Here is a 23,119-nt window from a genome sequence, read left to right on the forward strand (position 1 = left end):
ACTGGTCGGTCTCGGGCTGTTGTTCAGTCGACGCTGAGCCGTACGTCAGACGGCACGCGGCAGAGCGCCCGGGCACTGCGAGGGTGCACGTGAACCGTCGCGGTGAGCGCTCGTCCGTGCCAGTTGCTGCGAGGGTTCACACGTGAACCCTCGCGGTCATTCGAGCCATCGGTGCCGTCGGTCAGGTCGAGATCCCAGCGCGTTAGAGCTCCGGCGCGGTAGCCGGCGTACGTCGCCCGCAGCTCCGGCGCCGGCCAGGTGGCGGGCGAGGAGCTCGGCCAGGGAGGTGCGGGTCGGTGCCCAGGTGGCGCACGGTCGCGGCGGCGACGGTGATCCGCCGGGCGGGGTCGGAGGCGTCGGCGAAGAGCTGGGCGAGCAGCCGGCCGCGCCGGGTCCACGCGATCCAGCTCCCACAGCCGTGCGGCCAGCTCGCCGGGGTCCGTGTCGGGGCGGGCGTGCAGCATGACGGTGTCGGCGACCGTGGCGTCCGACCAGGCCGGTGGCTCGAGGTTGTCGGGCCGTAGCCACACGCCCTCGCGGAGCTCGGCGTGGCGGGCGTCGAGGAGCTCCCGGCGCAAGTCGACTCGACGCGCGGCGTCGCGGCCCGTCGCGGTCACCACCGCCTGGTGCCAGCTGCCGTCCCAGTCCCGGGTGTCCGGAGCGAGGGCCTCGTCCTGCCTGGCCTGGCGAGCGAGCAGCCGGTCGCTGAGGCGATAGCTGGCATCGCTGGTGACGAGGTCGCCTGCCTGCACCATCCGGCTCAGTGCGACCCGCAGCGTCGCGCCGCTGACCCCGTGCTGCTCGGCGACCGGAACGAGGCTCCTGACCGGGATCTCCGCCGGGTGGGTGCCCAGCAGCAGGCTCAGCACGAGGGATCGTGCGCTGAGTGGGCGGAGGTCGTTGAGCACGGGTGAACTCTAGATGTTCGCGTTATTACAGACCTTCCATCATTTGATTCTACGGCGTAATGTGGGTGCCATGGACGTCACGCTGCCTGCCCCGCACGAGGTCACCAACCAGCCGCCGCCGCACGCGCCCTACGACGCCGCGGCCGATCCGGCCCTGATCGAGGGGCTCCACCGTGAGGGGGCTGGCTGGGCCGAGGCCGACGTACGCCGGGTGGGCCTGCTGGCAGGCAGTGTCGAGGCGCAGCAGTGGGCCGAGGACGCCCACCACTTCGAGCCGGAGCTGCGCACTGTCGACCGCTATGGTCACCGCATCGACGAGGTCGAGTTCCACCCGTCGTGGCACCACCTGATGCGCACCTCGGTCGCCGAGGGGCTGGCCGGCGCGGCCTGGAGTGATCCGCGGCCCGGCGCCCACGTGGCCCGTACCGCGACCTCGTTGGCGTGGCAGCACACCGAGGCCGGCCACGGCTGTCCGATCACGATGACCTACGCGGTGGTGCCAGCACTGCGGCACAACCCGGAGCTGGCGGCGACCTACGAGCCGCTGCTCAGCTCGCGCGTCTACGACCCCGGTCTGCGGGTGCCCACCACCAAGCGCGGGCTCATCGCGGGCATGGGCATGACCGAGCGACAGGGTGGCTCGGACGTGCGCACCAACTCGACGGTTGCCGCGCCCACGGCGGAGTCGGGAGTGTTCACGCTGACCGGACACAAGTGGTTCACCTCGGCGCCGATGAGCGACCTGTTCCTGGTGCTCGCCCAAGCACCGGGTGGGCTCTCCTGCTTCATGGTGCCGCGGGTGCTGCCCGACGGCACCCGCAACACCTTCCGCATCGTGCGGCTCAAGGACAAGCTCGGCAACCGCTCCAACGCCTCCTCGGAGCCGGAGTTCGACGGCACCGTTGCCTGGTTGGTCGGCCCCGAGGGGCGAGGGGTGAAGACGATCATCGACATGGTCACCTGCACCCGGCTCGACTGCGTGTCGGGATCGGCCGGAATGATGCGCAAGGCGCTCGTCGAGGCGGTGCACCACGTACGTCACCGGGCGGCCTTCGGGCGGCGGCTCGTCGACCAGCCGCTGATGCGCAACGTCGTCGCCGACCTGGCCATCGAGTCCGAGGCCGCCACCACCTTGGCGCTGCGGCTGGCCGGAGCCGCCGACCGGGCGGTGCGCGGCGACGAGCAGGAGCAGTCCTTCCGCCGCCTGGCCACGGCCATCGGCAAGTTCTGGGTCACCAAGCGCGGTCCCGGTTTCACTGCCGAGGCGTTGGAGTGCCTGGGCGGCAACGGCTACGTCGAGGAGTCAGGCATGCCGCGCCTCTACCGTGAGGCGCCGCTCAACTCCGTCTGGGAGGGGTCGGGCAACGTCAACGCGCTGGACGTGCTGCGGGCACTGGGGCGCGAACCCGCCTCCGTGGAGGCGCTGATGGCCGAGTTCGCCCTCTCCGCGGGCGCCGACCCCCGGCTGGACGCCGCCGTCCAGCGCATCGGTGCGGAGCTCGCCGACCCGGCGGAGTTGGAGATGCGGGCCCGCCGCCTCGTCGAGCTCATGGCCGTCGCGTTGCAGGGATCGCTGCTGGTGCGCCACGCACCGACTGCTGTCGCCGATGCCTTCTGCGCCACCCGTCTCGGCGGCGACTGGGGTCACTCCTACGGCACCCTTCCCGCCGGCACGGATCTCACCGCGATCCTCGACCGCTCCGGCCCGATCTCCAGGTGAATCCGGAGACAGCGGCGACTTGGTGTCGCCAGGTGGCAGCAAGCCGCCGCCACCAGTCGGCAACCGGTGTCAGGCAAGGAGCATGAGCACGGCGGCGAGGGCGAGGCCGATGGCGCCGAGGAAGCAGACGAGCGCGGCGACCAAGGTGGTGGCGGACCGCTGCACGGGCGCGCCGGAGGCAACGGGCGGCGTACCGGACCACGGCTGGGGGCGGGTGCCGAACTGGGTGATCCCGCTGCCGCCCGACCCGGCACCCGAGCCGGAGCCGCTGGGGACGGCCGGAGGTGCGACGTCGTTGAGCTGGTCGAAGACCTCCGGGGGTTCGCGGTCCTGGCGCCACGGGGTGCCGGTGGGGACCCCGATCTGACGCAGGGCCTGCAGCGCGGCGACGGCCGACTCGGGACGAGCGTGGGCCTCGTCGGCGCTCAGCCAGGCGAGCCAGTCGTGGAGGGGCCGGCCGGGATGCCCTTCTGGTGGCGGGGGCCGAGGCCGGTGATCATCTGGATGCCGACGACGCCGACGGCATAGAGGTCCTGCTGTGGGCTGGGCGGTGCGCCGAGGCGCTGCTCGGGGGCCATGTAGCCGTCGGTGCCGATGGCACCCGGGTGCATGGTGAGACGTACGTCGTCCATCAGCGCCGCGACGCCGAAGTCGCCCACCCGCACGTGTGGACGACCGGTGCCGGTGGCCTCGAGGAGCAGGTTGGCGGGCTTGATGTCGCGGTGGACGACACCGGCCTCGTGGATCGCGGCGAGGGCCTGGAGGGTCTGGTCGAGTACGACGGTCGCATAGCTGATCGGCAGCGCGCCGTGGTCGCCGAGGAGGGTGTGCACCGACCCACCGCGGACCAGGTCCATGGTGAAGACGACGAGATGGTCCTCGGCGGCCCAGCCGCTGGGCGCGACCACGTGCGGGTGCTGGATGCGCAGCGACTGCTCACGCACGAAGCGCAGCAGCATGCCGCTGTCGGTGTGGGTCAGCAGCTTGGCGGCGACGAACGCCTGGTTGCGCAGGTCCCAGGCGCGCCACACCGATCCCATGCCTCCGGCGCCGATCTGGTCGACCAGGACGTAGCGTCCGGCCAGCGGTGCCCCCACGTGTGCGCTCATGACGCGTTCACCCTACCCAGCGGCACCGGTGCCAACCCGCTTTCTCGATTCACGACGTACGCCGGGGCGCTGTTAGTCTGTGGTGTCCTTCGGCTCTGCCCACCCAGATGGTGGCGCATCCGGGACGAACGCAATGCCCTCCTGCCACGGAGAGACCGTGGCCGCCGAGTCCAAAGGAGGTGGAGACCGCTATGCGTGCATACGAAGTGATGGTCATCCTCAGCCCCGAGATTGACGAGCGTGTTGTCGAGGCCAGCCTCGAGAAGTACCTCGCCGTGATCACCAACGACAAGGGTGTCGTGGACAACGTCGACGTCTGGGGACGTCGCCGCCTGGCCTACGAGATCAACAAGATCGCCGAAGGCACCTACGTCGTGATCAACCTGAAGGCCGAGCCGGCCACGGTCAAGGAGTTCGACCGCCAGCTCTCCCTCAACGAGTCGATCCTGCGCACCAAGGTGCTGCGGGCCGCGGCCTGAGCATCTGACCCGGTCCGGCTGCCGTCGGACCACCGGGTGGGCTGAGCGCTCACCCACCATTCTGATTTCCTGTGCCTGTGCAGAACCTCTGGCTCCTGTCGGGGGATGACGGCACGATGGGCACAGACATCAGACGGATCAGCTAGGAGTCCTGACATGGCAGGCGAGACAGTCATCACCGTGGTCGGCAACATCACTGCCGACCCGGAGCTGCGCTTCACCCCTTCGGGTGCAGCGGTTGCGAACTTCACCATCGCGTCCACCCCCGCACGTTCGATCGTCAGACGAACGAGTGGAAGGACGGCGAGGCGCTGTTCCTGCGCTGCTCGATCTGGCGTCAGGCTGCCGAGAACGTGGCGGAGTCCCTGCAGCGCGGCATGCGTGTCGTCGCTCAGGGACGCCTCACCGCGCGCTCCTACGAGACCCGCGAGGGTGAGAAGCGCACGGTGATGGAGCTCGAGGTCGACGAGATCGGCCCGAGCCTCAAGTTCGCGACCGCCAAGGTCACCCGCGCCGCTCGCGGCGGCGGTCAGGGTGGCGGCGGCTTCTCGGGCGGCGGCGGTGGAGGCAACTCCTTCGGCGGCGCCCAGGGTGGCGGCGGTTTCGGTGGCGGTCAGGCTGCTGCTCCGGCCAACGACCCGTGGGCCACTCCGGCTCCGCAGGGCGGCGGCCAAGGTGGCGCTCCGGCCAACGACCCGTGGGGTGCCCCCGGTGTCGGTGGCTCCGAAGAACCTCCGTTCTGATCCGATCTCCCTACCCCTAGCCAACACCCATTCCGGCGCATGCCGGGCTTCAGAAAGGAAGCACCACAATGGCCAAGGCAGTGATTCGCAAGCCCAAGAAGAAGGTTTGCCAGTTCTGCAAGGAGAAGGCGACCGGTGTCGACTACAAGGACACCACGCTGCTCCGCAAGTTCATCTCCGACCGCGGCAAGATTCGTGCGCGTCGCGTGACCGGCAACTGCGTCCAGCACCAGCGCGACGTGGCCATTGCGGTCAAGAACGCCCGCGAGGTGGCGCTGCTGCCCTACACCTCCGCCGGTCGCTGAGCGGGAAGAAGGAGATCAGACGATGAAGCTCATCCTGACCCAGGAAGTTGACGGCCTCGGCGCCGCTGGCGACGTGGTCGAGGTCAAGGACGGCTACGGCCGCAACTACCTCATCCCCCGTGGCGACGCGATCCGTTGGACCCGTGGTGGCGAGAAGACCATCGAGTCCATCAAGGCCGCCCGTTCCTCCCGCGCCCTGCGCGACCACGACCACGCGGTCGAGGTCAAGGGCAAGCTCGAGGGCAAGCCGGTCAAGCTGGCTGTCCGCTCCGGTGAAGGCGGCCGTCTCTTCGGTCGCGTGACCGTGGCCGACATCGCCGCCGCTCTGACGGAGGCCTCCGGCGAGCAGGTCGACAAGCGGACCATCGTGGTCGGCAACCCGATCAAGGCGCTCGGCGCCCACGAGGTCTCGGTCAAGCTCCACGACGAGGTGTCCGCCAAGGTGGCCCTCAACGTGGTCGGCGCCTGACCGCACCCCGATCCACCACCTCACCCTCGGCCCTCACGGGCCGGGGGTGAGGTGCATTTCGGGGAGTTTCGTGGTGGCCACCGGGTCGCGCCAGTTGGTCGACGCGACGAGCCGGGCGCGCGGTTTGATACGTACCAATCGATGCAGATCGAGCTGCTGAGGCGAATCAGGGATCTTTTGCTTCTTATGGTCCGGACCTTGACGAGACGGGCGTCACACCTCTATAAACAAACCTGATGTTAGGTTTGTATTCAGAGGAGAGGTCATGCGGGTAGCGAAGAAGCACCGGGGTCATCTGGTGGCCGGGGCAGCATTGACCGTTGTCGGCGCGCTGCTGACGGCGTGCGGAGCAGCCGACGATGCAGCGGGTTCCGAAGGCGTTGTCCGGGTGGCAACGGTGGTCGACGTCCAGAGTTTCGACCCTGGTCTGAACCCCGGACAGGGACAGCGCGTGTTCTTGGACCCGGTGTACGACACCCTCCTCACCGTGGGCGAGGACGGCGGCATCGAGCCGGGCCTGGCCAGCGACTGGACGCTGGACAAGACCGAGTTGAGGATGACCATCGATTCCGGCCGACGCTTCAGCGACGGCACGGACCTCGACGCTGCGGCGGTCGTCACGGCCCTGGAGCACAACCAGCAGGCAGGCGGCCCGGCTGCCGCCGCCCTGGCCAACGTGAAGTCCGTTGACGTGGAGGGCGACAGCGAGGTCGTGCTGTCCCTGAATGCGCCGTCGCCGGCGCTTCCGCTGACTCTCACCGACGTGGCCGGCATGGTTGCCTCGCCGGCCGCGACCTCGGGCGGTGAGATCGCGACCACGCCAGTCGGCACCGGGCCCTATGTGCTCGACCAGAAGGCCACCAAGGCCGGGGTGGTCTACGTCTACACGCCGAACCAGGAGTTCGAGGACACCGCGGTCCAGTCGCTCAAGCGCATCGAGATCGAGGTGCTCACCGACGCGGCTGCCCGCTCCAACGCACTGATCAGCGGTCAGGTCGACCTCGCCCAGGTGGACCGTACCCAGGTGGCCACGGTCGAGAAGTCCGATCTGGAGTCGGCGGTCTCCGAGGGGAACCACTGGCTGTTGCACTTCGTCGCTCGTGACTCCGGATCCGCGCTCGCCAACGAGAAGATTCGGCAGGCGGTCGGCTATGCGATCAACCGCCAAGCGTTGGTCGACACCGTCCTCATGGGCCAGGCGACCCCGATGACGCAGGTCTTCTCCGAAGGTTCGCCCTTCCACGTCGACGGACTCGAATCCGGCTACGCGTTCGATCCCGAGAAGGCCCGTCAGCTGGTGCGCGAGTCGGGCGTCGCCAATCCCCGGTTCACCATTCCGACCTTCGGGACCTTCACGTCGGCCGCCGAGGCGATCCAGGCGGACCTCAAGGACGTCGGAATCACGGTCGACATCAAGCTCATCCAGCCGGGCACGCTGGACCAGGAGAACCGCTCGAAGAACTTCGACGCGATGCTCACGCCGATCAAGGAGATCCATCCCGAGCAGTTGTACGGCGTGCGGGTGGCAGAGAACGGCCCGATGAACCCCTACCAGGTCGCCTCTCCCGAGATCAGCGCCCTCCACCAGCAGGCCCTGGACGCCGAGGACGAGGCCGAGCAGGACGAGATCTACAGGTCGATGCTGACCGAGATCAGCGACGAGGCGATCTGGCAGAACCTTTACACCGACCACTCGACCATCGCGTGGAACTCGACCCTCAGCGGCGTGAAGCCTGCGCCCGGTTGGCCGATGGGTCCCTCGCTGCGCGGCGTGACCAAGGACTGATCCATGCTCAAGCTCATCGGTGGTCGACTGCTGGCCTTGGTGCCGTTGCTCTTCCTCGTCTCCCTGATCAGTGTCTTCCTGATCCAGCTGGTGCCCGGGGATCCGGCCGAGACGATCGCCGGTTCGTCGGCCACCGATGCGCAGATCGCTCAGGTCCGCAGCCAGCTCGGGCTGGACGTCTCCGCTCCCCTGCAGTACTGGAACTGGATCACCCACGCGGTGCAGGGTGACTTCGGCCGCTCGCTGCTTGACGGCAGCGAGGTCCTCCCGGTGGTGACCCAGCGGTTCGGAGTCACCTTCACCCTCGCCGTCGCGGGCATCCTCGTCGGCGTCCTGATCGGCGTGCCGGCCGGATCGTTCGCCGCGCTCCGGCCGGGCAGCCTCGTCGACCGCGGGATCATGATCCTGGCCACCGCGGGACTCGCGATGCCTGCCTTCTGGCTGGCGCTCCTGCTGGTCGCCTTCTTCGGCATGCGCCTGGGCTGGTTCCCGGCCACGGGCTACAGCCCGCCGGAGCTCGGCATCGGCCCCTGGCTCTCCTCTCTCGTGCTGCCCGCCCTGGCCCTCGGTGCCGTCGTGGCGGCCATGCTCGCCCGCCATGCCCGCTCCTCCATGATCGAGACCCTGCAGAAGCCCTACATCCGCACCGCGCGGGCCATGGGTCTACGCAGGTCGAGTGTCATCGGCAAGCACGCCCTCAAGAACTCCTGCGGACCGGTGCTCACGACGATGGGCTTTCACTTCGCACATCTGCTGGGTGGCGCCGTCGTGGTGGAACAGGTCTTCGGCATCCATGGGCTCGGCGGGCTGGCCCTGGAAGCCGTCAACACCCGCGACATGCCGGTGATCCAGTGCGTGGTGGTGGTGACCGGATTGGCGGTGGCGGCCGCGCAACTGCTCGTCGACCTGGGCTACGGCCTGGTGAACCCGAAGGTGAGGCCCCAGTGACCAGCAACCCTGTTTCAGTGACTCCGGCGGCTCCCACGGTGGCGACGCCCGGACGTTTCGCCGGTGTGCTTCGTGGCATCGTGCGCGACCCACTGGCCGTCCTCGGACTGCTCTTCCTGCTCGCCGTGGCTCTCGCCGCTCTCGCGCCCGGGCTGCTCTCGCCCCACGACCCCCTGGCCCGCAACCTGGACCACTCGCTCGAAGGCCCTTCTCGTGGCTTCTGGCTGGGGACCGATCTGCTGGGACGTGACACCTTCTCGCGCTTGGTGTACTCCAGCCGGAGCGCCGTGCTCGCCGGCTTGGAGGCCACCGGAATCGCACTTGTCATCGGCGTACCGGTCGGGTTGGCGGCAGGATTCTTCGGCGGCTGGTTCGACAAGGTGACGATGCGGATCGTGGACGCCGTCACGGCCCTTCCCGGCATGATCATCGCCATCGCGGTGATTGCCGCGATCGGCCCCGGCGTCGTCCAGGCGATGTTTGCACTCGGCCTGATCTTCTCCACCACGTTCGTGCGGGTCACCCGCGGTGAGGTGCTGGTGGTCCGTGAGCAGCAGTACGTCGAGGCGGCGCACGTCACCGGCGTGCCGTGGACGCGGATCCTCGGTCGACACGTGCTGCCCAACATCATGGGCCCGCTCGTCGTGCAGACCTCCCTGACCATGGCCGCAGCGTTGCTCGCCGAGGCCGCGCTCTCGTTCCTGGGCCTGAGCGCCCAACCACCGACCGCGACGTGGGGCGTGATGGTTGCCCAGGGTGGCACCCTCATCAGCCAGCAGCCTTTCCTGATCATTCCACCGGGCCTTGCGATCGGCCTCACGGTGCTGAGCCTCAACCTCGTCGGAGATGCGCTGCTCGGGGTGCTCCGTGGGGAGCCACGGCAGCTGGGGCGCCGGCTGCGGCAACTGGCCGGTCCCGGCGTCGGGACGACCGTCGCCGTGCCTCCCACGTCGTCCGCCCAGGTTGTCGAGAACGGCCCGCGCCGAGTCGGTGGGGCGGGCGGAGCCCAGGCGCCGCTCTTCGACGTGCGCGGGCTGGGTGTCTCCTACCTTGCGGACACCCGCACCGTGCAGATCATCGAGGACGTGTCGTTCTCGGTGCATGCGGGCGAGACCCTGGGGCTGGTTGGCGAGTCCGGCAGCGGCAAGACGATCACCGCGCTCGCCACGATGGGTCTGCTCCCGCACGGCATGGTCGCCACGAGCGGGTCGGTCCGGCTCGAGGGGCAGGAGCTCCTCGGCCTGCGCGAGCGTGACCTCAACGGGGTCCGGGGTGACCGGATCGCGATGGTCTTCCAGGAGCCCAGCAGTGCGCTCAACCCCGCCTTCACGATCGGCAACCAGATCACCGAGGCGCTCCGCACCCATCAGGAGGTCTCGCGCAAGGAGGCGCGGATCCGGGCGATCGACCTGCTGCAGCGGGTCGGTATCCGAGAGCCGCAGCACCGGATCGGCGACTACCCCCATGAGCTCTCCGGTGGCATGGCGCAGCGGGCCATGGTGGCGCTGGCAATCAGCTGCGACCCGGTGCTGTTGATCGCCGATGAGCCGACCACGGCGCTCGACGTGACCCTGAAGCGCCAGATCGGCGACCTGTTGCTCGACCTCCAGGACGAGTCCAAGATGGCGATGATCTTCGTGACCCACGAGCTCGGCATGATCGCCCAGCTCGCGGACCGGGTGGCGGTGATGTATGCCGGCGAGGTCGTCGAGGAGTGCTCGGTGGAGACGATGTTCGCCTCGCCGTCGCACCCCTACACCGCGGCGCTCATCGAGTCCGCGCGTCAGGACCGGCCGCGCGGTACGGCGCTCGAGGTGATCCCCGGGGGCGTGCCGGTGCCCGGAAGCTGGCCCGATGCCTGCCGGTTCGCGCCGCGGTGTGCGGCCGCCGTACCTGCGTGCACCACGGCCTCGGTGCCGCTGGTGGAGACGCCGGACGGGCGGGCACGGTGCATCCGGGTCGAGGAGTTGCTGCAGATCGAGTCGAGAGGGGGCCGCTGAGATGGCGGAGGAGTTGCTGCGGATCGAGGACGTCACGATCAGCTACCCCTCGCGGGGGTGGTTCACGCGGTCGGTGCCGGCGGTGGAGGGGGTCAGCCTCACCCTGGGTGCAGGTCAGACGCTGGGAGTGGTCGGTGAGTCCGGCTCCGGCAAGACGACGATCGCGCGCGCGGTGTTGCGCCTGCTCGGCTGTCAGTCCGGTCGCATCTGGTTCAAGGACCACGAGGTCACCGCCTTCAAGCGAGTGCCGAAGTGGTACCGCCGGGAGGTGCAGGCGATTTTCCAGGACCCGACCGCCTCGCTCAACCCAGCGTGGACGATCGAGGACATCATTGCCGAGCCGATCCGCGTTCACGAGTCGAACGACGCGTCGCTGATCCGGAGCCGGGTCTCCGAACTGCTCACCCAGGTGGGCCTGGAGCCCGAGATGGCCAGCCGTCGTCCGATCGCCTTCTCCGGAGGGCAGCGGCAGCGCATCGGCATCGCCCGTGCCCTGGCGAGTCGTCCCTCCCTGATCGTCTGCGACGAGCCGGTCAGCGCCCTCGACGTCTCCACGCAGAGCACCATCGTCAACCTGCTCAACGACGTCCAGCGTGAGACGGGTGTCGCCTACCTGTTCATCGGCCACGACCTCGCGCTGATGCGCCACGTGAGCGACCGGCTCGCGGTGGTCCATCACGGCCGCCTCGTCGAGGAGGGGCCGGCCGAGCAGGTCTACTCGGCTCCGCAACAGGCCTACACCGCCGATCTCCTGGCGGCCACCCCGTCGCTCGATCCCCACACCCGCCGACGTGCCCTGGCCGGACCGGCTGAGAGGAAGACATGCTGAACTGGAACCAACTCCTGGCCTGGCGGGCCGAGGTCGACCCGGATGCTCCCGCCCTGGTCGATGACCTCGGTACGTCGCTGACCTACGCCGAGCTGGCCGCTCGGATCGACGGACTCGCCGGCGCTTGGGCGGAGCGCGGGATCGGAGCCGGCGACGTGGTGGCGATCCTCGCCCACAACAGTGCCGACTGGATGGCCCATCTCTTCGCACTGACCGACCTCGGTGCGGTACCGGCCGCGATCAACCATCGGGTGGCGCCCCAGGAGCTCGCGGGCCTGGTCGACCTCGCCGGCCCGCGCGGCATCCTGGTCGATGAGCCAGGTACTGCTCTGCTCGCCGCTGCCGGAGTCGAGCTCCCGGTGACGGTGACCACTGAGGAGGCCGCGCAGCCCACCTTCGCCCGTCCGCGCCCTCACTCCACCCACGTGCGGGTCTCTCCGCAGGATCCGGCGGTGCTGCTGCACACGAGCGGCACCACCGGCAATCTGCCGAAGTTCGTCCCGGTCTCCCATCAGCGCCTGATGAGTTCTGCGATGTATCTGAAGCTGACCGTTCCCGAGGCCCAGCCCGGCTCGCGGCACCTGCGCGCGATGCCGCTCTTCCACCTTGCCGGACTTGCCAACGTCACCTATCCGCTCTTCATCGGCGGCACGGCCCACGTGCATTCCTCCTTCCGCCCCGCGGCCTTCCTCGACGCGTTGGTCGAGCACCGCATCCAGTTCACCAACCTGGTGCCGACGGCGATCGCGATGCTCATCGACGAGGTGCGCTCCCGGGAGTCCGCGCCGGACCTTTCTGCCCTTGTCGAGATCGGTTACGGCGCCTCACCGATCTCGCCGGCCCTGCTGCGTGAGGCGATCGAGATCCTCGGCTGCCGTTTCCGGCAGAACTACGGGTGCACCGAGACCGGCGGTTTCCCGGTCTCCACGCTCGACCCCGCCGATCACACGCCGGACTCGCCACGACTGCACACCGCGGGCAAGCCGGCCCTGGGCTGGCACTTGCGCATCGTCGACGCGCAGTTGCGAGACGTACCGGTTGGGACCCCGGGCGAGATCCTGGTGCGAGGCAGCCTCCCGTTCGACGGCTACTGGAACAACCCCGAGGCGACAGCCGAGGCACTGACCCCGACGGCTACTGGCGGATCGGAGACATCGGCGTGCTCGACGAGGACGGCTACCTCAGCCTGGTGGACCGGGCCAAGGACATGGTGATCTCCGGCGGGGAGAACGTCTACCCGGCCGAGATCGAGCGGGTGCTCGGCGAGCATCCGGCGGTCGCGGAGATCGCGGTGATCGGGATCCCCGACGACCGGTGGGGCGAGACCCTGCACGCGGTCGTCGTCACCCGGGCGGAGCAGACGTTCGACGAGGAGGAGTTGTTGGCATGGTCGAGGGATCGGTTGGCGGGCTTCAAGTGCCCGCGGTCGGTCGAACTGGTGACCGAGTTGCCGCGCAACGCGACCGGCAAGGTGCTGAAGCGGGTGCTGCGCGAGCGGCACTGGCAGGGCCGGGAGAGGGCGGTCTCATGAGCGAGCACGGCCGGCGCCCCAACATCGTGCTGATCACCGGAGACCAGCTGCGAGCCGACCACCTCGGTTTCGGCGGCAACACGGTGGTGCGTACGCCGCATCTCGACGCGATCGCCGAGCGCGGCACCGTCTTCGACCGCGGCTACGTCGCGAACCCCGTATGCATGCCCAATCGCTCGAGCCTGCTCACCGCACGGGTGCCCTCCTCGCACGGCACCCGCTTCAACGGCATCCCGCTCGACCATGACGCGGACACGTTCGTACGTCGGCTCCGTGATGCTGGGTACCGCACCGGTCTCGTCGGCAAGGCGCACCTGCAGAACATCGGCCACCACCCGAAGGTCGCCGCCGGCCACCGCCGTGAGGTGTTCGGCTCCGCGGCGGCCGGCGACGTACTCGATCGGCGTTGGCCCGCGGGCTGGGACCAGTACGAGAACCTGGAGCGGCATCGCGCCGGCTGGGTCGAGATGCCCGAGGACTTCTACGGCTTCGAGCACGTGGAGCTCGCCATCGACCACGCCGACTACTGCGGTGGTCACTACGAGCATTGGCTCCGCGACCGCGGCTTCGACCCGGCGCAGCGCGGTGAGAATGCCGCGCTCGAGGTCTCCTCGTCGTGGCGCCAGGTCTATCGGCCGGCGATGCCCGAGGAGCTGTATCCGACGGCCTGGGTGGGGAGCGCTCCGGCGACTTCATCCGTGAGGCGGCCGGCGAGCCGTTCTTCCTGCACATGTCGTTCCCGGATCCGCACCATCCCTTCACCCCGCCGGGCCGCTACTACGACATGTATGACCCCGCGGAGCTGGAGCTGCCGGAGACCTTCTGGGCCGACCACACCCGGTCGATGCCGCACCTGCGTCAGTGGAGCCGCAAGCGCGGCGAGCAGCCGAGCAAGATGATGCCGTTCGCTGCGACCGAGGAGCAGTTCCGCGAAGCGCTCGCCAAGCAGTACGGCGCGATCACCTTCATCGACGATGTCGTCGGTCGGATCGTCGCCGAGCTCGAGGAGCGCGGCGAACTGGAGAACACGGTCTTCGTCATCACCAGCGACCACGGCGACATGTTCGGCGATCAGGGCGTGATGCTGAAGATGGCGATGCACTACGAGGGTCCGATCCGGGTGCCCTACGTGCTCTCGGGCCCGGGCTGTGCCAGCGCCAGGAGTGACGCGTTCGCCTCGACGCTCGACATCGGGCCGACGCTCCTCGACCTGGCCGGCGCCGACCCGATGCCCGGCGTCCATGGGCGGAGCCAGGTCGCGGTGCTGACCGACGCCGAGGCGAGCGTCCGCGACGAGGTCTACATCGAGGAGGACGAGATGTTCGACGCGATCGGGGCGGGGGTGCCGCTGCGGATGCGCACCCTGGTCACCGACTCGGGACGGATCTCCGTCTACGAGGGAGCGAGCTCGGTGAGCTCTTCCTGCACGACACTGATCCCCGGGAGACCGACAACCGGTGGCAGGACCCGGACGCCGCCGCCGACAAGGGCGAGTTCCTGGTGCGGCTGGTGCAGGCGCAGATGGCGCACAGCGACATCTGCCGGGTCCCGAGTGCGATGGCCTGATCCATGACGCTCGAATCAGCAGCGACCGTCCGCTCCGCTCCTCGCTATGAGGCGGTCGCGCAGGAACTGATCCAACAGATCGAGGCCGCGGTCTATCCGGTCGGCAGCAAGATGCCGACGGAGATCGAGCTGGCCGAGACGTTCGGAGTCTCCCGGGCGACGGTCCGTTCTGCCCTCGACACACTCGCGGGCCTCGGCCTGGTCTCCCGTCGCCGGCGGATCGGCACCGTTGTCGAGGCGGTCCGTCCGCCCGTCGGCTACGCGCGCACCGTCACCACCATGAACGAGCTGGTGCAGTACTCCACCGAGACGGTGCGGCGCTTCCTGAGCAGCCGGGCGACGGTGGTCGACAGTGGCCTCGCCGTCCGGCTCGGCCTCACCGAGGGGACGCCGATGGTGCACGTCCAGATGTTGCGGCTGCTCAACGCCGGCCAGCGCCCCTTGTGCCACACCGACTTGTTCCTGGCACCCGATGTCGCGGAGCGGGTGGGTGATGCGGTGCAGCGGCCCGACGGACTGGTCAACGACATCATCGAGCAGCGCACCGGGGTGGTGACGGCCCGTGTGGACCAGCGACTCCGGGCGCGCGCCGTACCCGGCGAGCTGGCAGAACTGCTGGAGGCCGACGCCGGTTCCCCCGCTCTCGAGGTGTTGCGGACCTACATCGGCACTGCGGGAACTCGACACCTGACCACGGTCTCGCTCCACCCGGCGGACCGTTTCGAGTTCAACCTGACCATGGACCGCGCCCAAGGATGACGGTCCGGAGGCTCCCGCACGGGGCCGCCCCACACTTCACGGAGGTAATACGTGCGTATCGTCGAGATTCGTGAGATCGATGTCCCTCTCTCGGGCGCGATCTCGAACGCGGTGGTGGACTTCTCCCACCATCGGGTCTCCCTGGTCGCGGTGGTGACCGACGTCCGCCGTGCGGGTGTGCCGGTGGTGGGGGTGGCCTTCAACTCCATCGGGCGACACGCACAGGGCGGCATCCTTCGGGAGCGGATGATCCCACGGGTCCTGGCCGCCGACCCGGCGACGTTGCAGGCGCCCGAAGGGGGCTTGCTGGATCCGGCCCGGGTGCTCGCGTGCGCCATGCGTGACGAGAAGCCCGGGGGTCACGGCGACCGGGCGGCGGCGGCGAGCGCGCTCGAGCTGGCCTGCTGGGACGCCTTGGCCAAGCATGCCGATGAGCCGGCGTACGCCACCATCGCGCGGCACTTCGGCACCGTCGCCGCTGCCGCTGGTGTGCCGGTCTACGCCGCCGGTGGCTACTACCGCGACGGCGACGAGGTGACCGCGCTGCGTGCCGAGGTCCGGGAGTACCGCGATGCCGGCTATGAAGCGGTGAAGATCAAGATCGGCGGGCTTCCCCTGGAACGCGATCTGCGGCGGCTCGAAGCGGCCATCGACGTCGCCGGCGGCGGTTCCCGGGTGGCCGTCGACGCCAACGGTGCCTTCGATCGCGATCGCGCCCTCACCTATGCCCAGGCCCTGGAGCCCTACGGGCTGCGCTGGTACGAGGAGGCGGTCGACCCGCTCGACTTCGCGCTGACCGCAGAGCTGGCTGAAGCGTACGGCGGCCCGATCGCCACCGGCGAGAACCTCTTCTCCGTGCAGGACGTCACCAACCTGTTGCGCTTCGGCGGGCTGCGGCCCGACCGCGACCTGCTGCAGATGGATGCGGGGCTGAGCTACGGACTCACTGAGTACGCCGGCATGATCGCCGAGATGGAGCGGCGCGGATTCGCCCGCGCGGCAGCCCTGCCTCATGGCGGGCACATGCTCAACCTGCACATCGTCGCTGGCCTCGGCCTCGGCGGTTGCGAAGCCTATCCGGGCGTCTTCCAGCCGTTCGGTGGCTACACCGACGCCTGCCGGGTCGAGGGCGGTCTGATCGTCCCGTCCGACGAGCCAGGCTTCGGACTCGAGGCCAAGGGCGGTCTCGACCAGCACATCGCGAGGTTGGTGGCATGACCCTGGAGCGGACACGGATCGCCGTCGTCGGCTGCGGCGCGATGGGATCCGTCTACGCCGCGCGGCTGGCATCGGTCGGCCACGAGGTGCTGGTCGTCGATGCGTGGGCCGATCACGTGCGCGCGATCAACGAGCACGGCCTGGCCCTCTCCGGACCGGACGGGGACCGGGTGGTGCGGATCTCCGCCCACACCGAGGTGCCAGCGGCAGTGGTGGACCTGGTGGTGCTCGCGGTCAAGGCGGCGCACGTCGCCGACGCGGCGGCCTCCCTCGCCCCACTGCTCGGCCCCGGCACCCAGGTGCTCACGATCCAGAACGGACTGGGCTCCGCTGAGCTGGTCGCGGAGATCGTTGGGGCGGAGCGGTTGGTGGTGGGCATCGCCAGCGGCTTCGGCGCATCGTTGCGGAGTCCGGGCAGCGCCCACCACAACGCGATGCGCGCCCTGCGCTTCGGAGCACACGGCGGCGGGAGGCTCGAGCAGGTCGAGGAGATTGCCCAGGCCTGGCAACTGGCCGGCTTCGACGCCGAGGCGGTGCCGGAGATCCTGCCGATGCAGTGGGAGAAGCTGATCTGCAACGTGGCCTACAGCGCACCGTGCGCCCTCACTGGTCTGACCGTGAGCGAGGTGCGCGACGACGAGCATCTCGGCGCCGTGAGCCGGGCTGCGGCGACCGAGGCGTGGGAGGTCGCCCGCGCTGTCGGCGTCCGCCTGGAGGTCCAGGATCCGGTGGCGCTGGTGCGGGACTTCGCTGCTCGCATGCCTCTGGCCAAGCCGTCGGCGCTGCTCGACCTCGAGGCAGGTCGGGCGAGCGAGATCGATGTCATCAACGGGGCGGTCCCGCGTGAGGCCGCCAAGGCAGGACTGGCGGCGCCGGTCAACGCGACCCTGACCGCGCTGGTCCGGGCACGTGAAGTGCGCCCGACTGAGGAGGACTGAAGTGTTTCCTGGGACCCATGCCGAGAGCACGCCTGAGAAGACCGCGGTGGTGATGGCTGACGGTCGCACCCTGACCTACCGGGAGCTCGACGAGAGCTCCGCCCGACTGGCGCAGTACTGGTGGTCGGAAGGGATCCGGCCCGACGACCGGGTCGCGGTCCTGGCCGAGAACTGCGCCGAGTACTTCACGGTGGTGTGGGCGGCGCTACGCAGCGGCCTGCACCTCACCCCGGTGAACTGGCACTTCTCCAGCGTCGAGGTGGCCCATGTCATCGCCGACTCGGGTGCCCGATCAGTGGTGGTCTCCACTCGTTTCGCGCCGCTCCTGGCCGAGGCGTTGGCGGACGTCGATGGTTGCGCCGACCGACTTGTCTTCGGCGGGGACCACGCCGGCTTCGACCGCTACGAGCAGATCCTTGCGCGGATGCCGGCGGAGCGACTCGTCGACGAGCCGCGCGGCGACTTCATGATGTACACCTCCGGCACCACCGGTCACCCCAAGGGCGTGAAGCGCGACCTCTCCGGGCGGGACGTGCGCAACCCCCGCCAGCCCTACTTGGTGCCCCTGTTGGGACTGGACCAGCAGACGGTCACGATGACTCCGGCACCGCTGTACCACGCGGCGCCACTCTTCCTCTCGATCGCGACGCAGGTCGCCGGCGGAACGGTGGTCTGCCCGGACGCCTTCGACCCCGAGCAGTCACTGGTGCTCATCGAGAGGCACCGGGTCACCCACAGTCAGTGGGTGCCGACCCACTTCCACCGGCTGTTGGCGCTGCCGCAGGAGGTCCGGGAGCGGTACGACGTCTCCTCGCTCCGGGTCGCCTCGCACACGGCCGCGCCGTGTCCGCCGCACCTGAAGCGGGCGATGATCGACTGGTGGGGTCCGGTCCTGCACGAGTACTACGGCGGCTCCGAGGGCGTGGGCATGACCTACTGCACCTCCCCGGAGTGGCTGGCACATCCGGGCACCGTGGGGCGGCCGATCGTCGGGCAGGTGCACGTCTGCGACGACGACGGCCGCGAGCTCGACGCCGGCGAGATCGGCCTCATCTACTTCGAGCCGCCCGGCGCCGCACTGAACTACCACAACGACGACGCCAAGACCCGCAGTGTCTCCCATCCGGCGCACCCGTCCTGGAGCACGCTCGGGGACATCGGTCACGTCGACGAGGACGGCTATCTCTACCTCAGTGACCGGGCCACCTTCATGATCATCAGCGGCGGTGTGAACATCTATCCGCAGGAGACGGAGAACGCCCTGCTCGAGCACGCCTCCGTGCGAGACGCCGCTGTCTTCGGCGTCCCCCATGAAGAGATGGGCGAGGAGGTCGTCGCCCTCGTCGAGTTGGCCGACGACGCCAAGGGTTCCGCAGCGCTGGCGTCCGAGATGATCGAGTTCGTGCGTGCGCGAATCGCCCATTACAAGGCACCGCGCCGGGTGCAGTTCGTCACCGATCTGCCGCGCACGCCCACCGGCAAGCTGCTCAAGCGTGAGGTGCGGGAGTCCTACCTCGCCGGGGAGGGTTGAGCTCGAGAGCTGTCAGAGGTCGTCGGGGGCGGCGAGCCGACCGACCACGGCGGTGGCCGCGGCCACGGCGGGCGAGACCAGATGAGTGCGCGCGCCAGGACCTTGGCGCCCTTCGAAGTTGCGGTTGGTGGTCGAGGCCGAGCGATTGCCCGGACCGAGCGCGTCGGGGTTCATGGCCGTGCACATCGAACATCCGGAACTGCGCCAGCTGAAGCCGGCGGCCCGGAAGATGTCGGCCAGGCCGTCCTCCTCTGCCCGGTCGGCGACCAGCCGTGAGCCCGGCACCACCATCGCGTCGACCCCGTCAGCGATTCGGCGTCCCCGGAGTACGGCGGCTGCGGCTGCGAGATCCTCGAACCGCCCGTTCGTGCAGGAACCGATGAAGACCGTGTCGACCGCGATCTCGCGCATCGGCGTACCAGGGGCCAGGTCCATGTAGGCCAGGGCCTGCTCGACGCGGGCACGAGCGCTCGCGTCGGCGTACTGCCCGGGCTCGGGAACCCGGCCGTCGAGCGGCACCGATTGGGAGGGATCGGTTCCCCAGGTGACCCGCGGCGAGATGTCGGCGGCGTCGATCCGCACGGTACGGGCGAAGGTGGCGCCGTCATCGGTGCGCAGCGTGGTCCAGTGGGCGAGGGCCTGGTCCCACAACTCCCCTGAGGGCGCATGGGGACGCCCGGCCAGGTGGGCGAAGGTGGTCGCGTCGGGGGCGACCATCCCGGCTCGAGCGCCGCACTCGATGGTGAGGTTGCACAGCGTCATCCGCTGCTCCATCGTCATTGCCGCAACCGCATCGCCGCGGTACTCGATGACGTGGCCGGCACCACCGTTGGTGCCGACAGCAGCGATGACGTGGAGGCCCACGTCCTTGGACGTGACGCCGGACGGAAGAGCGCCCGAGATCTCCACCACCATCGACTCCGGCCGGCGCATCCACAGTGTCTGGGTGGCCAACACGTGCTCCACCTCGGAGGTGCCGATCCCGAAGGCCAGCGCCCCGAAGGCACCGTGGGTGGAGGTGTGGGAGTCGCCGCAGACCAGCGTGCTGCCCGGTTGGCTGAGGCCTTGCTCCGGGCCGATCACGTGCACGATGCCGTTGCCGCGGCTGCCCATGGGGTGATGCGGGACGCCGAAGTCGGCACAGTTGCGGCGGACCAGATCGATCTGCTGGCGGCTGAGTGGGTCGCTGATGGGTTCGTTGACGCCGAAGGTCGGGACGTTGTGGTCCTCGGTGGCCATGGTGAGATCAGGACGACGTACCCGCCGGCCGGAAGCGCGCAGACCCGCGAATGCCTGGGGTGAGGTCATCTCATGCAGCAGGTGCATGTCGATGTAGAGCAGGTCGGGGCCGCCGTCACCTGGGACGACGACGTGCTCGTCCCAGACCTTCTCGAAGAGTGTCCTCGATGAGTGCTCGGACGGCTGCGGCATTCTCAGGCGTCGACCGGTGGACGGCGGTCGGTGCCGGTGGCGGGCTGGTGCCGGACGTCCTCCGGGGTGAACTCGCGCAGCCAGGTGGCGAACTCCAGCAGGATGCCGTCCGGGTCCTGGAAGTAGAACGAACGCACGTAGACCCCTTCATGCATCTCGGTGGCCACCTGGGAGGGGCTGTCGTCGTGGTTGACGATCGGACCGACGCGGACGCCAGCCTCCTTGAGCTTGGCGCGGTACTCGCTGAACTTCTCGGCCGGTACGTCGAAGGCGACGTGGTTGAGGGAGCTCACCGCACTGATCCACTCGCCGAAGCCGGGCTTCTCCTCCGGGTGGGAGATGCCGGGGACTCCGTCGGGGGCATGCCGGAACCAGAAGAAGGCCAGCGAGTTGCCGTTGCCGGCGTCGAAGAAGAAGTGCTGCCCGATGTCGTCGGGGAGCTCCACGGTCTTGATCAGCGGCATGCCCAGCACGCCGCTGTAGAAGTCGACGGTCCGCTGCATGTCGGAGCAGACCAGCGCGACGTGGTTGAAGCCGCGGAGCTCGAACTGGGTGTTGGTCATGGTCAGATCCTTTCCTCAAATACGATCCTAACATCAGGTTTGTATTTGGCCAGTCCGGAACGTGGGTCGCTAAGGTGAGGCCACAAAGCAGGCAGGCGGAAAGTTCGCCGGGACGCCGGGGCGCCGGATTGGTCGTGGTGGCGGCCGGGTGGAACGGGGGAGAGGAAGTGGGACGCGGTGAGTGAAGAGGCCCGACCGACCAAGCGTGGACGGGAGACGCTCGAGGCCATCCATGCGGCGGCGCGCAAGCTGATCGCCGAGAAGGGGTTCTTGAAGACGACGCTGTCCGACATCGTCAAGGAGGCTGGCAAGTCGCCGGCGTCGTTCTACAACTACTACGACTCCAAGGAGGCGCTGCTCGAGCACTGGGCCCGCCAGTTCCAGGACGAGGCCCGGGAACGCCTTCTGATTGCGGAGGCGACGGCTCCGACGGACGCCAGGTCGCGGGTTCGGATCGCCACGCGCGCCCACTGGGAGACCTACCGCGAACGGCTGGCGGAGATGGTGGGCGTCTACCAGTTGGCGATGGTCAACGACGAGTTCGCAAAGGTGTGGGACTCCTTGTGCGAGGAGCCCGTCGCCGGCATCGCCCGCTCGATCGTGCGCGCGCAGTCGCGGGGCTACTGCCCCGGCGTGGATCCCCGCTTGGCGGCCGAGGCCATCGTGGCGATGCTCAATCAGTTCTGCTACGAAAAACTGGCCAACGGCCGTGCCGCGACGGTCGATGACGAGGCGTGCATCGAGACTCTGGCGGACATCTGGTTCCGCTCGATCTACTGGAAGCCGTGAAGCCCGGGGCGGTGTCGGGCGATGGGCCGCGCGCAGGCCGCGACCCCATCCTGCGCGTTCTCCGGTAGGCCGGGCCGGGCCTCCCTGCCCGCTGCGGGCGGTCGCTGTTGGCTCGGTGGCGGAGGGGTGGACGGTGGCGCCTCCGTTCTGATACGAATGCAATGTCATATTCGTAAGATTGGAGTGGACATGGCCGTCGAGCGCACCTTCGTGGGGCTCCCCTCGCTCAACCTTCCACGGGCGGGTGCCGGTGGACACCCCTGTCAGGGCGTCTACCACCGGCCTTCCGGGAAGTTCCCCGGATCGCCTTCATCGCGACCCACTACCAGATCGATTTCTCCGAGCACTACATGGCCGAGTTCTTGGCAGAGCGGGGCTTTGGCTTCCTTGGTTGGAACACCCGCTTCCGCGGAGACGAGGCACACTTCCTGCTGGATCACGCGCTCTCGGACATCGGTGTCGGCGTTCGATGGTTGAAGGAGGTGGCGGGAGCGGAGATCGTGGTGCTGCTCGGCAACTCCGGCGGCGGGTCGCTCATGGCCTCCTACCAATCGCAGGCCGTCGAGGCCGTGGTGCGACCGCTGGAAGGCATGCGATTGGCGCGCGGCGCCGACGAACTGCTGCCGGGAGACGCCTACATCTCCACTGCCGCCCACCTGGGGCGTCCTGACGTCCTGACCGCCTGGATGGACGGATCCGTGGTGGACGAGGCCGATCCTGTCGCCACCGACTCGACACTGGACCTCTTCAACCCGGCCAACGGACCGTCGTACAGCGATGAGTTCGTCGCCCGCTATCGGGCGGCACAGGAGGCGCGCAACAAGCGGATCACCAACTGGGTCAAGGCGGAGCTCGAGCGGCTGACGGCAGCCGGCTATCACGACCGGCCGTTCTCGGTGGCGCGCACCTGGGCCGATCCGCGCATGGTCGATCCAACCCTGGAGCCCACCAAACGTGAGCCCAACATGTGTTACGGCGGGGTGCCGGAGCGTGCGAACAAGTCCGTCTTCGGCATCGCATCGGCCTGCACGCTTCGCACCTGGCTGTCGCTGTGGAGTCTGGAGGACTCCCAGACGCGAGCGAGCGCGCACCTGCCGAAGATCACCGTGCCTGCCCTCGTGGTCAACGGCAACGCGGACACGGGTGTCTTCCCCAGCGATGCTGCGGCCATCTTCGATCTGATCGGAGCCAGCGACAAGGAATCGCACGAGTTGGACGCTGACCACTACTTCCTCACCGAGGGCGCCCGCGATGAGCTCGCGGATCTGGTGACGGGCTGGGTGGACGCCCGCTTCGGGCGCGGGTGAGTGCTGCGCCCTGCCGGTGCGGGGAACCGTGGGCTGACCCGGCATGCGGTGTTGTGTGAGAGGTCACAACGTGTCCCGCATGAGACGACGGCCGCGACACGTTTGCCGGGCGGGCTCCGCGGAGACGGTGAGTTGCGGTGGACCGTGGGCGGAACCCGCGCCGCCACGGGCTCGGAGCGGGTCCGTCCAG

At 69.0% G+C, this 23,119-nt stretch carries 22 protein-coding genes and 2 pseudogenes; 20 read left to right on the plus strand and 4 right to left on the minus strand.

Annotated features, from left to right (window positions below):
• Nucleotides 1-23 precede the first annotated feature (23 nt).
• The gene (locus L1066_RS04655; protein WP_235735194.1) at nt 24-908 is read right to left on the minus strand and encodes a PaaX domain-containing protein, C- domain protein; all 885 of its coding nucleotides are present in this window, start codon (nt 906-908) and stop codon (nt 24-26) included.
• A gap of 70 nt (nt 909-978) precedes the next feature.
• On the opposite strand from L1066_RS04655, the gene L1066_RS04660 reads away from it, so the two are divergent.
• Together L1066_RS04660 and L1066_RS04665 are read left to right on the plus strand one after the other, a co-directional pair.
• A complete protein-coding gene (locus tag L1066_RS04660) occupies nt 979-2,628 on the plus strand; it encodes an acyl-CoA dehydrogenase family protein (protein WP_235735195.1) in 1,650 nt (549 codons plus the stop codon).
• Nucleotides 2,629-2,710: 82 nt separating this feature from the next.
• Nucleotides 2,711-2,995 (plus strand): hypothetical protein, encoded by a 285-nt coding sequence (locus L1066_RS04665; protein ID WP_235735196.1) that lies wholly within the window; start codon nt 2,711-2,713, stop codon nt 2,993-2,995.
• Nucleotides 2,996-3,053: 58 nt separating this feature from the next.
• On the opposite strand, the gene L1066_RS04670 is transcribed toward L1066_RS04665, so the two are convergent.
• Nucleotides 3,054-3,737, minus strand: coding sequence for a serine/threonine-protein kinase (locus L1066_RS04670; RefSeq protein WP_235735197.1), 684 nt, complete (start codon nt 3,735-3,737; stop codon nt 3,054-3,056).
• 191 nt (nt 3,738-3,928) lie between these two features.
• Here L1066_RS04670 and rpsF point away from each other — a divergent pair, with 191 nt between their 5' ends.
• The 16 genes and pseudogenes from rpsF to L1066_RS04750 all read left to right on the plus strand — a co-directional run bounded on the left by rpsF (nt 3,929) and on the right by L1066_RS04750 (nt 18,839).
• A complete protein-coding gene (gene rpsF / locus L1066_RS04675; protein WP_235735198.1) occupies nt 3,929-4,216 on the plus strand; it encodes a 30S ribosomal protein S6 in 288 nt (95 codons plus the stop codon).
• Nucleotides 4,217-4,372: 156 nt separating this feature from the next.
• Nucleotides 4,373-4,959: pseudogene (locus L1066_RS04680) on the plus strand (single-stranded DNA-binding protein).
• Between the two features lie 68 nt (nt 4,960-5,027).
• Nucleotides 5,028-5,264, plus strand: coding sequence for a 30S ribosomal protein S18 (gene rpsR / locus L1066_RS04685; RefSeq protein WP_235735199.1), 237 nt, complete (start codon nt 5,028-5,030; stop codon nt 5,262-5,264).
• 22 nt (nt 5,265-5,286) lie between these two features.
• Nucleotides 5,287-5,733, plus strand: a complete 447-nt coding sequence (gene rplI, locus L1066_RS04690; RefSeq protein WP_235735200.1) for a 50S ribosomal protein L9 — start codon at nt 5,287-5,289, stop codon at nt 5,731-5,733.
• Between the two features lie 265 nt (nt 5,734-5,998).
• Nucleotides 5,999-7,519, plus strand: coding sequence for an ABC transporter substrate-binding protein (locus L1066_RS04695; RefSeq protein ID WP_235735201.1), 1,521 nt, complete (start codon nt 5,999-6,001; stop codon nt 7,517-7,519).
• 3 nt (nt 7,520-7,522) lie between these two features.
• A complete protein-coding gene (locus L1066_RS04700) occupies nt 7,523-8,467 on the plus strand; it encodes an ABC transporter permease (protein ID WP_235735202.1) in 945 nt (314 codons plus the stop codon).
• On the plus strand, nt 8,464-10,467 hold the full coding sequence (locus L1066_RS04705; RefSeq protein ID WP_235735203.1) for a dipeptide/oligopeptide/nickel ABC transporter permease/ATP-binding protein: 2,004 nt from the start codon (nt 8,464-8,466) through the stop codon (nt 10,465-10,467). Before L1066_RS04700 ends, L1066_RS04705 begins: the two co-directional genes overlap by 4 nt.
• A gap of 1 nt (nt 10,468) precedes the next feature.
• Complete coding sequence (locus L1066_RS04710) at nt 10,469-11,296, plus strand: ATP-binding cassette domain-containing protein (RefSeq protein WP_235735204.1); 828 nt, start codon at nt 10,469-10,471, stop codon at nt 11,294-11,296.
• The gene (locus tag L1066_RS04715; RefSeq protein WP_235735205.1) at nt 11,290-12,510 is read left to right on the plus strand and encodes a class I adenylate-forming enzyme family protein; all 1,221 of its coding nucleotides are present in this window, start codon (nt 11,290-11,292) and stop codon (nt 12,508-12,510) included. Before L1066_RS04710 ends, L1066_RS04715 begins: the two co-directional genes overlap by 7 nt.
• Complete coding sequence (locus tag L1066_RS04720) at nt 12,456-12,827, plus strand: AMP-binding enzyme (RefSeq protein ID WP_235735206.1); 372 nt, start codon at nt 12,456-12,458, stop codon at nt 12,825-12,827. Before L1066_RS04715 ends, L1066_RS04720 begins: the two co-directional genes overlap by 55 nt.
• A pseudogene (locus L1066_RS04725) lies at nt 12,824-13,153 on the plus strand (sulfatase-like hydrolase/transferase); the annotation flags it as partial. The gene L1066_RS04720 and the pseudogene L1066_RS04725, both read left to right, overlap by 4 nt.
• A 404-nt stretch (nt 13,154-13,557) precedes the next feature.
• Nucleotides 13,558-14,400: a sulfatase family protein gene (locus L1066_RS04730; protein ID WP_235735377.1), complete on the plus strand. Its 843-nt coding sequence runs from the start codon at nt 13,558-13,560 to the stop codon at nt 14,398-14,400.
• On the plus strand, nt 14,397-15,152 hold the full coding sequence (locus tag L1066_RS04735) for a GntR family transcriptional regulator (RefSeq protein ID WP_235735207.1): 756 nt from the start codon (nt 14,397-14,399) through the stop codon (nt 15,150-15,152). The genes L1066_RS04730 and L1066_RS04735 overlap by 4 nt, the downstream gene beginning before the upstream one ends.
• Before the next feature lie 51 nt (nt 15,153-15,203).
• Nucleotides 15,204-16,370, plus strand: coding sequence for an enolase C-terminal domain-like protein (locus L1066_RS04740; RefSeq protein WP_235735208.1), 1,167 nt, complete (start codon nt 15,204-15,206; stop codon nt 16,368-16,370).
• Nucleotides 16,367-17,308, plus strand: coding sequence for a ketopantoate reductase family protein (locus L1066_RS04745; protein WP_235735209.1), 942 nt, complete (start codon nt 16,367-16,369; stop codon nt 17,306-17,308). Before L1066_RS04740 ends, L1066_RS04745 begins: the two co-directional genes overlap by 4 nt.
• A 1-nt stretch (nt 17,309) precedes the next feature.
• Nucleotides 17,310-18,839, plus strand: coding sequence for an acyl-CoA synthetase (locus L1066_RS04750; RefSeq protein ID WP_235735210.1), 1,530 nt, complete (start codon nt 17,310-17,312; stop codon nt 18,837-18,839).
• A 12-nt stretch (nt 18,840-18,851) separates the two neighbouring features.
• On the opposite strand, the gene leuC is transcribed toward L1066_RS04750, so the two are convergent.
• Both leuC and L1066_RS04760 read right to left on the minus strand, forming a co-directional pair.
• On the minus strand, nt 18,852-20,270 hold the full coding sequence (gene leuC, locus L1066_RS04755) for a 3-isopropylmalate dehydratase large subunit (protein WP_235735211.1): 1,419 nt from the start codon (nt 20,268-20,270) through the stop codon (nt 18,852-18,854).
• A 2-nt stretch (nt 20,271-20,272) separates the two neighbouring features.
• A complete protein-coding gene (locus tag L1066_RS04760) occupies nt 20,273-20,833 on the minus strand; it encodes a VOC family protein (protein WP_235735212.1) in 561 nt (186 codons plus the stop codon).
• A 177-nt stretch (nt 20,834-21,010) separates the two neighbouring features.
• Between L1066_RS04760 and L1066_RS04765 the strand changes: the two genes are divergently transcribed.
• Both L1066_RS04765 and L1066_RS04770 read left to right on the plus strand, forming a co-directional pair.
• Nucleotides 21,011-21,622, plus strand: a complete 612-nt coding sequence (locus L1066_RS04765) for a TetR/AcrR family transcriptional regulator (protein WP_235735213.1) — start codon at nt 21,011-21,013, stop codon at nt 21,620-21,622.
• A gap of 350 nt (nt 21,623-21,972) precedes the next feature.
• On the plus strand, nt 21,973-22,929 hold the full coding sequence (locus tag L1066_RS04770) for an alpha/beta hydrolase (RefSeq protein ID WP_235735214.1): 957 nt from the start codon (nt 21,973-21,975) through the stop codon (nt 22,927-22,929).
• Nucleotides 22,930-23,119: the final 190 nt, after the last annotated feature.

This window comes from Nocardioides alcanivorans (assembly GCF_021555175.1).
In the GTDB taxonomy this organism is placed as follows: Bacteria; Actinomycetota; Actinomycetes; order Propionibacteriales; family Nocardioidaceae; genus Nocardioides; species Nocardioides alcanivorans.

Excerpts from the sequence above, each read along its gene's own strand:
- L1066_RS04660 (WP_235735195.1), top strand. The coding sequence starts at position 979 with ATGGACGTCACGCTGCCTGCCCCGCACGAGGTCACCAACCAGCCGCCG.
- L1066_RS04665 (WP_235735196.1), top strand. The coding sequence starts at position 2,711 with ATGAGCACGGCGGCGAGGGCGAGGCCGATGGCGCCGAGGAAGCAGACG.
- L1066_RS04670 (WP_235735197.1), bottom strand. The coding sequence starts at position 3,737 with ATGAGCGCACACGTGGGGGCACCGCTGGCCGGACGCTACGTCCTGGTC.
- rpsF (WP_235735198.1), top strand. The coding sequence starts at position 3,929 with ATGCGTGCATACGAAGTGATGGTCATCCTCAGCCCCGAGATTGACGAG.
- rpsR (WP_235735199.1), top strand. The coding sequence starts at position 5,028 with ATGGCCAAGGCAGTGATTCGCAAGCCCAAGAAGAAGGTTTGCCAGTTC.
- rplI (WP_235735200.1), top strand. The coding sequence starts at position 5,287 with ATGAAGCTCATCCTGACCCAGGAAGTTGACGGCCTCGGCGCCGCTGGC.
- L1066_RS04695 (WP_235735201.1), top strand. The coding sequence starts at position 5,999 with ATGCGGGTAGCGAAGAAGCACCGGGGTCATCTGGTGGCCGGGGCAGCA.
- L1066_RS04700 (WP_235735202.1), top strand. The coding sequence starts at position 7,523 with ATGCTCAAGCTCATCGGTGGTCGACTGCTGGCCTTGGTGCCGTTGCTC.
- L1066_RS04710 (WP_235735204.1), top strand. The coding sequence starts at position 10,469 with ATGGCGGAGGAGTTGCTGCGGATCGAGGACGTCACGATCAGCTACCCC.
- L1066_RS04715 (WP_235735205.1), top strand. The coding sequence starts at position 11,290 with ATGCTGAACTGGAACCAACTCCTGGCCTGGCGGGCCGAGGTCGACCCG.
- L1066_RS04730 (WP_235735377.1), top strand. The coding sequence starts at position 13,558 with ATGTCGTTCCCGGATCCGCACCATCCCTTCACCCCGCCGGGCCGCTAC.
- L1066_RS04735 (WP_235735207.1), top strand. The coding sequence starts at position 14,397 with ATGACGCTCGAATCAGCAGCGACCGTCCGCTCCGCTCCTCGCTATGAG.
- L1066_RS04745 (WP_235735209.1), top strand. The coding sequence starts at position 16,367 with ATGACCCTGGAGCGGACACGGATCGCCGTCGTCGGCTGCGGCGCGATG.
- leuC (WP_235735211.1), bottom strand. The coding sequence starts at position 20,270 with ATGCCGCAGCCGTCCGAGCACTCATCGAGGACACTCTTCGAGAAGGTC.
- L1066_RS04760 (WP_235735212.1), bottom strand. The coding sequence starts at position 20,833 with ATGACCAACACCCAGTTCGAGCTCCGCGGCTTCAACCACGTCGCGCTG.
- L1066_RS04770 (WP_235735214.1), top strand. The coding sequence starts at position 21,973 with ATGGCCGAGTTCTTGGCAGAGCGGGGCTTTGGCTTCCTTGGTTGGAAC.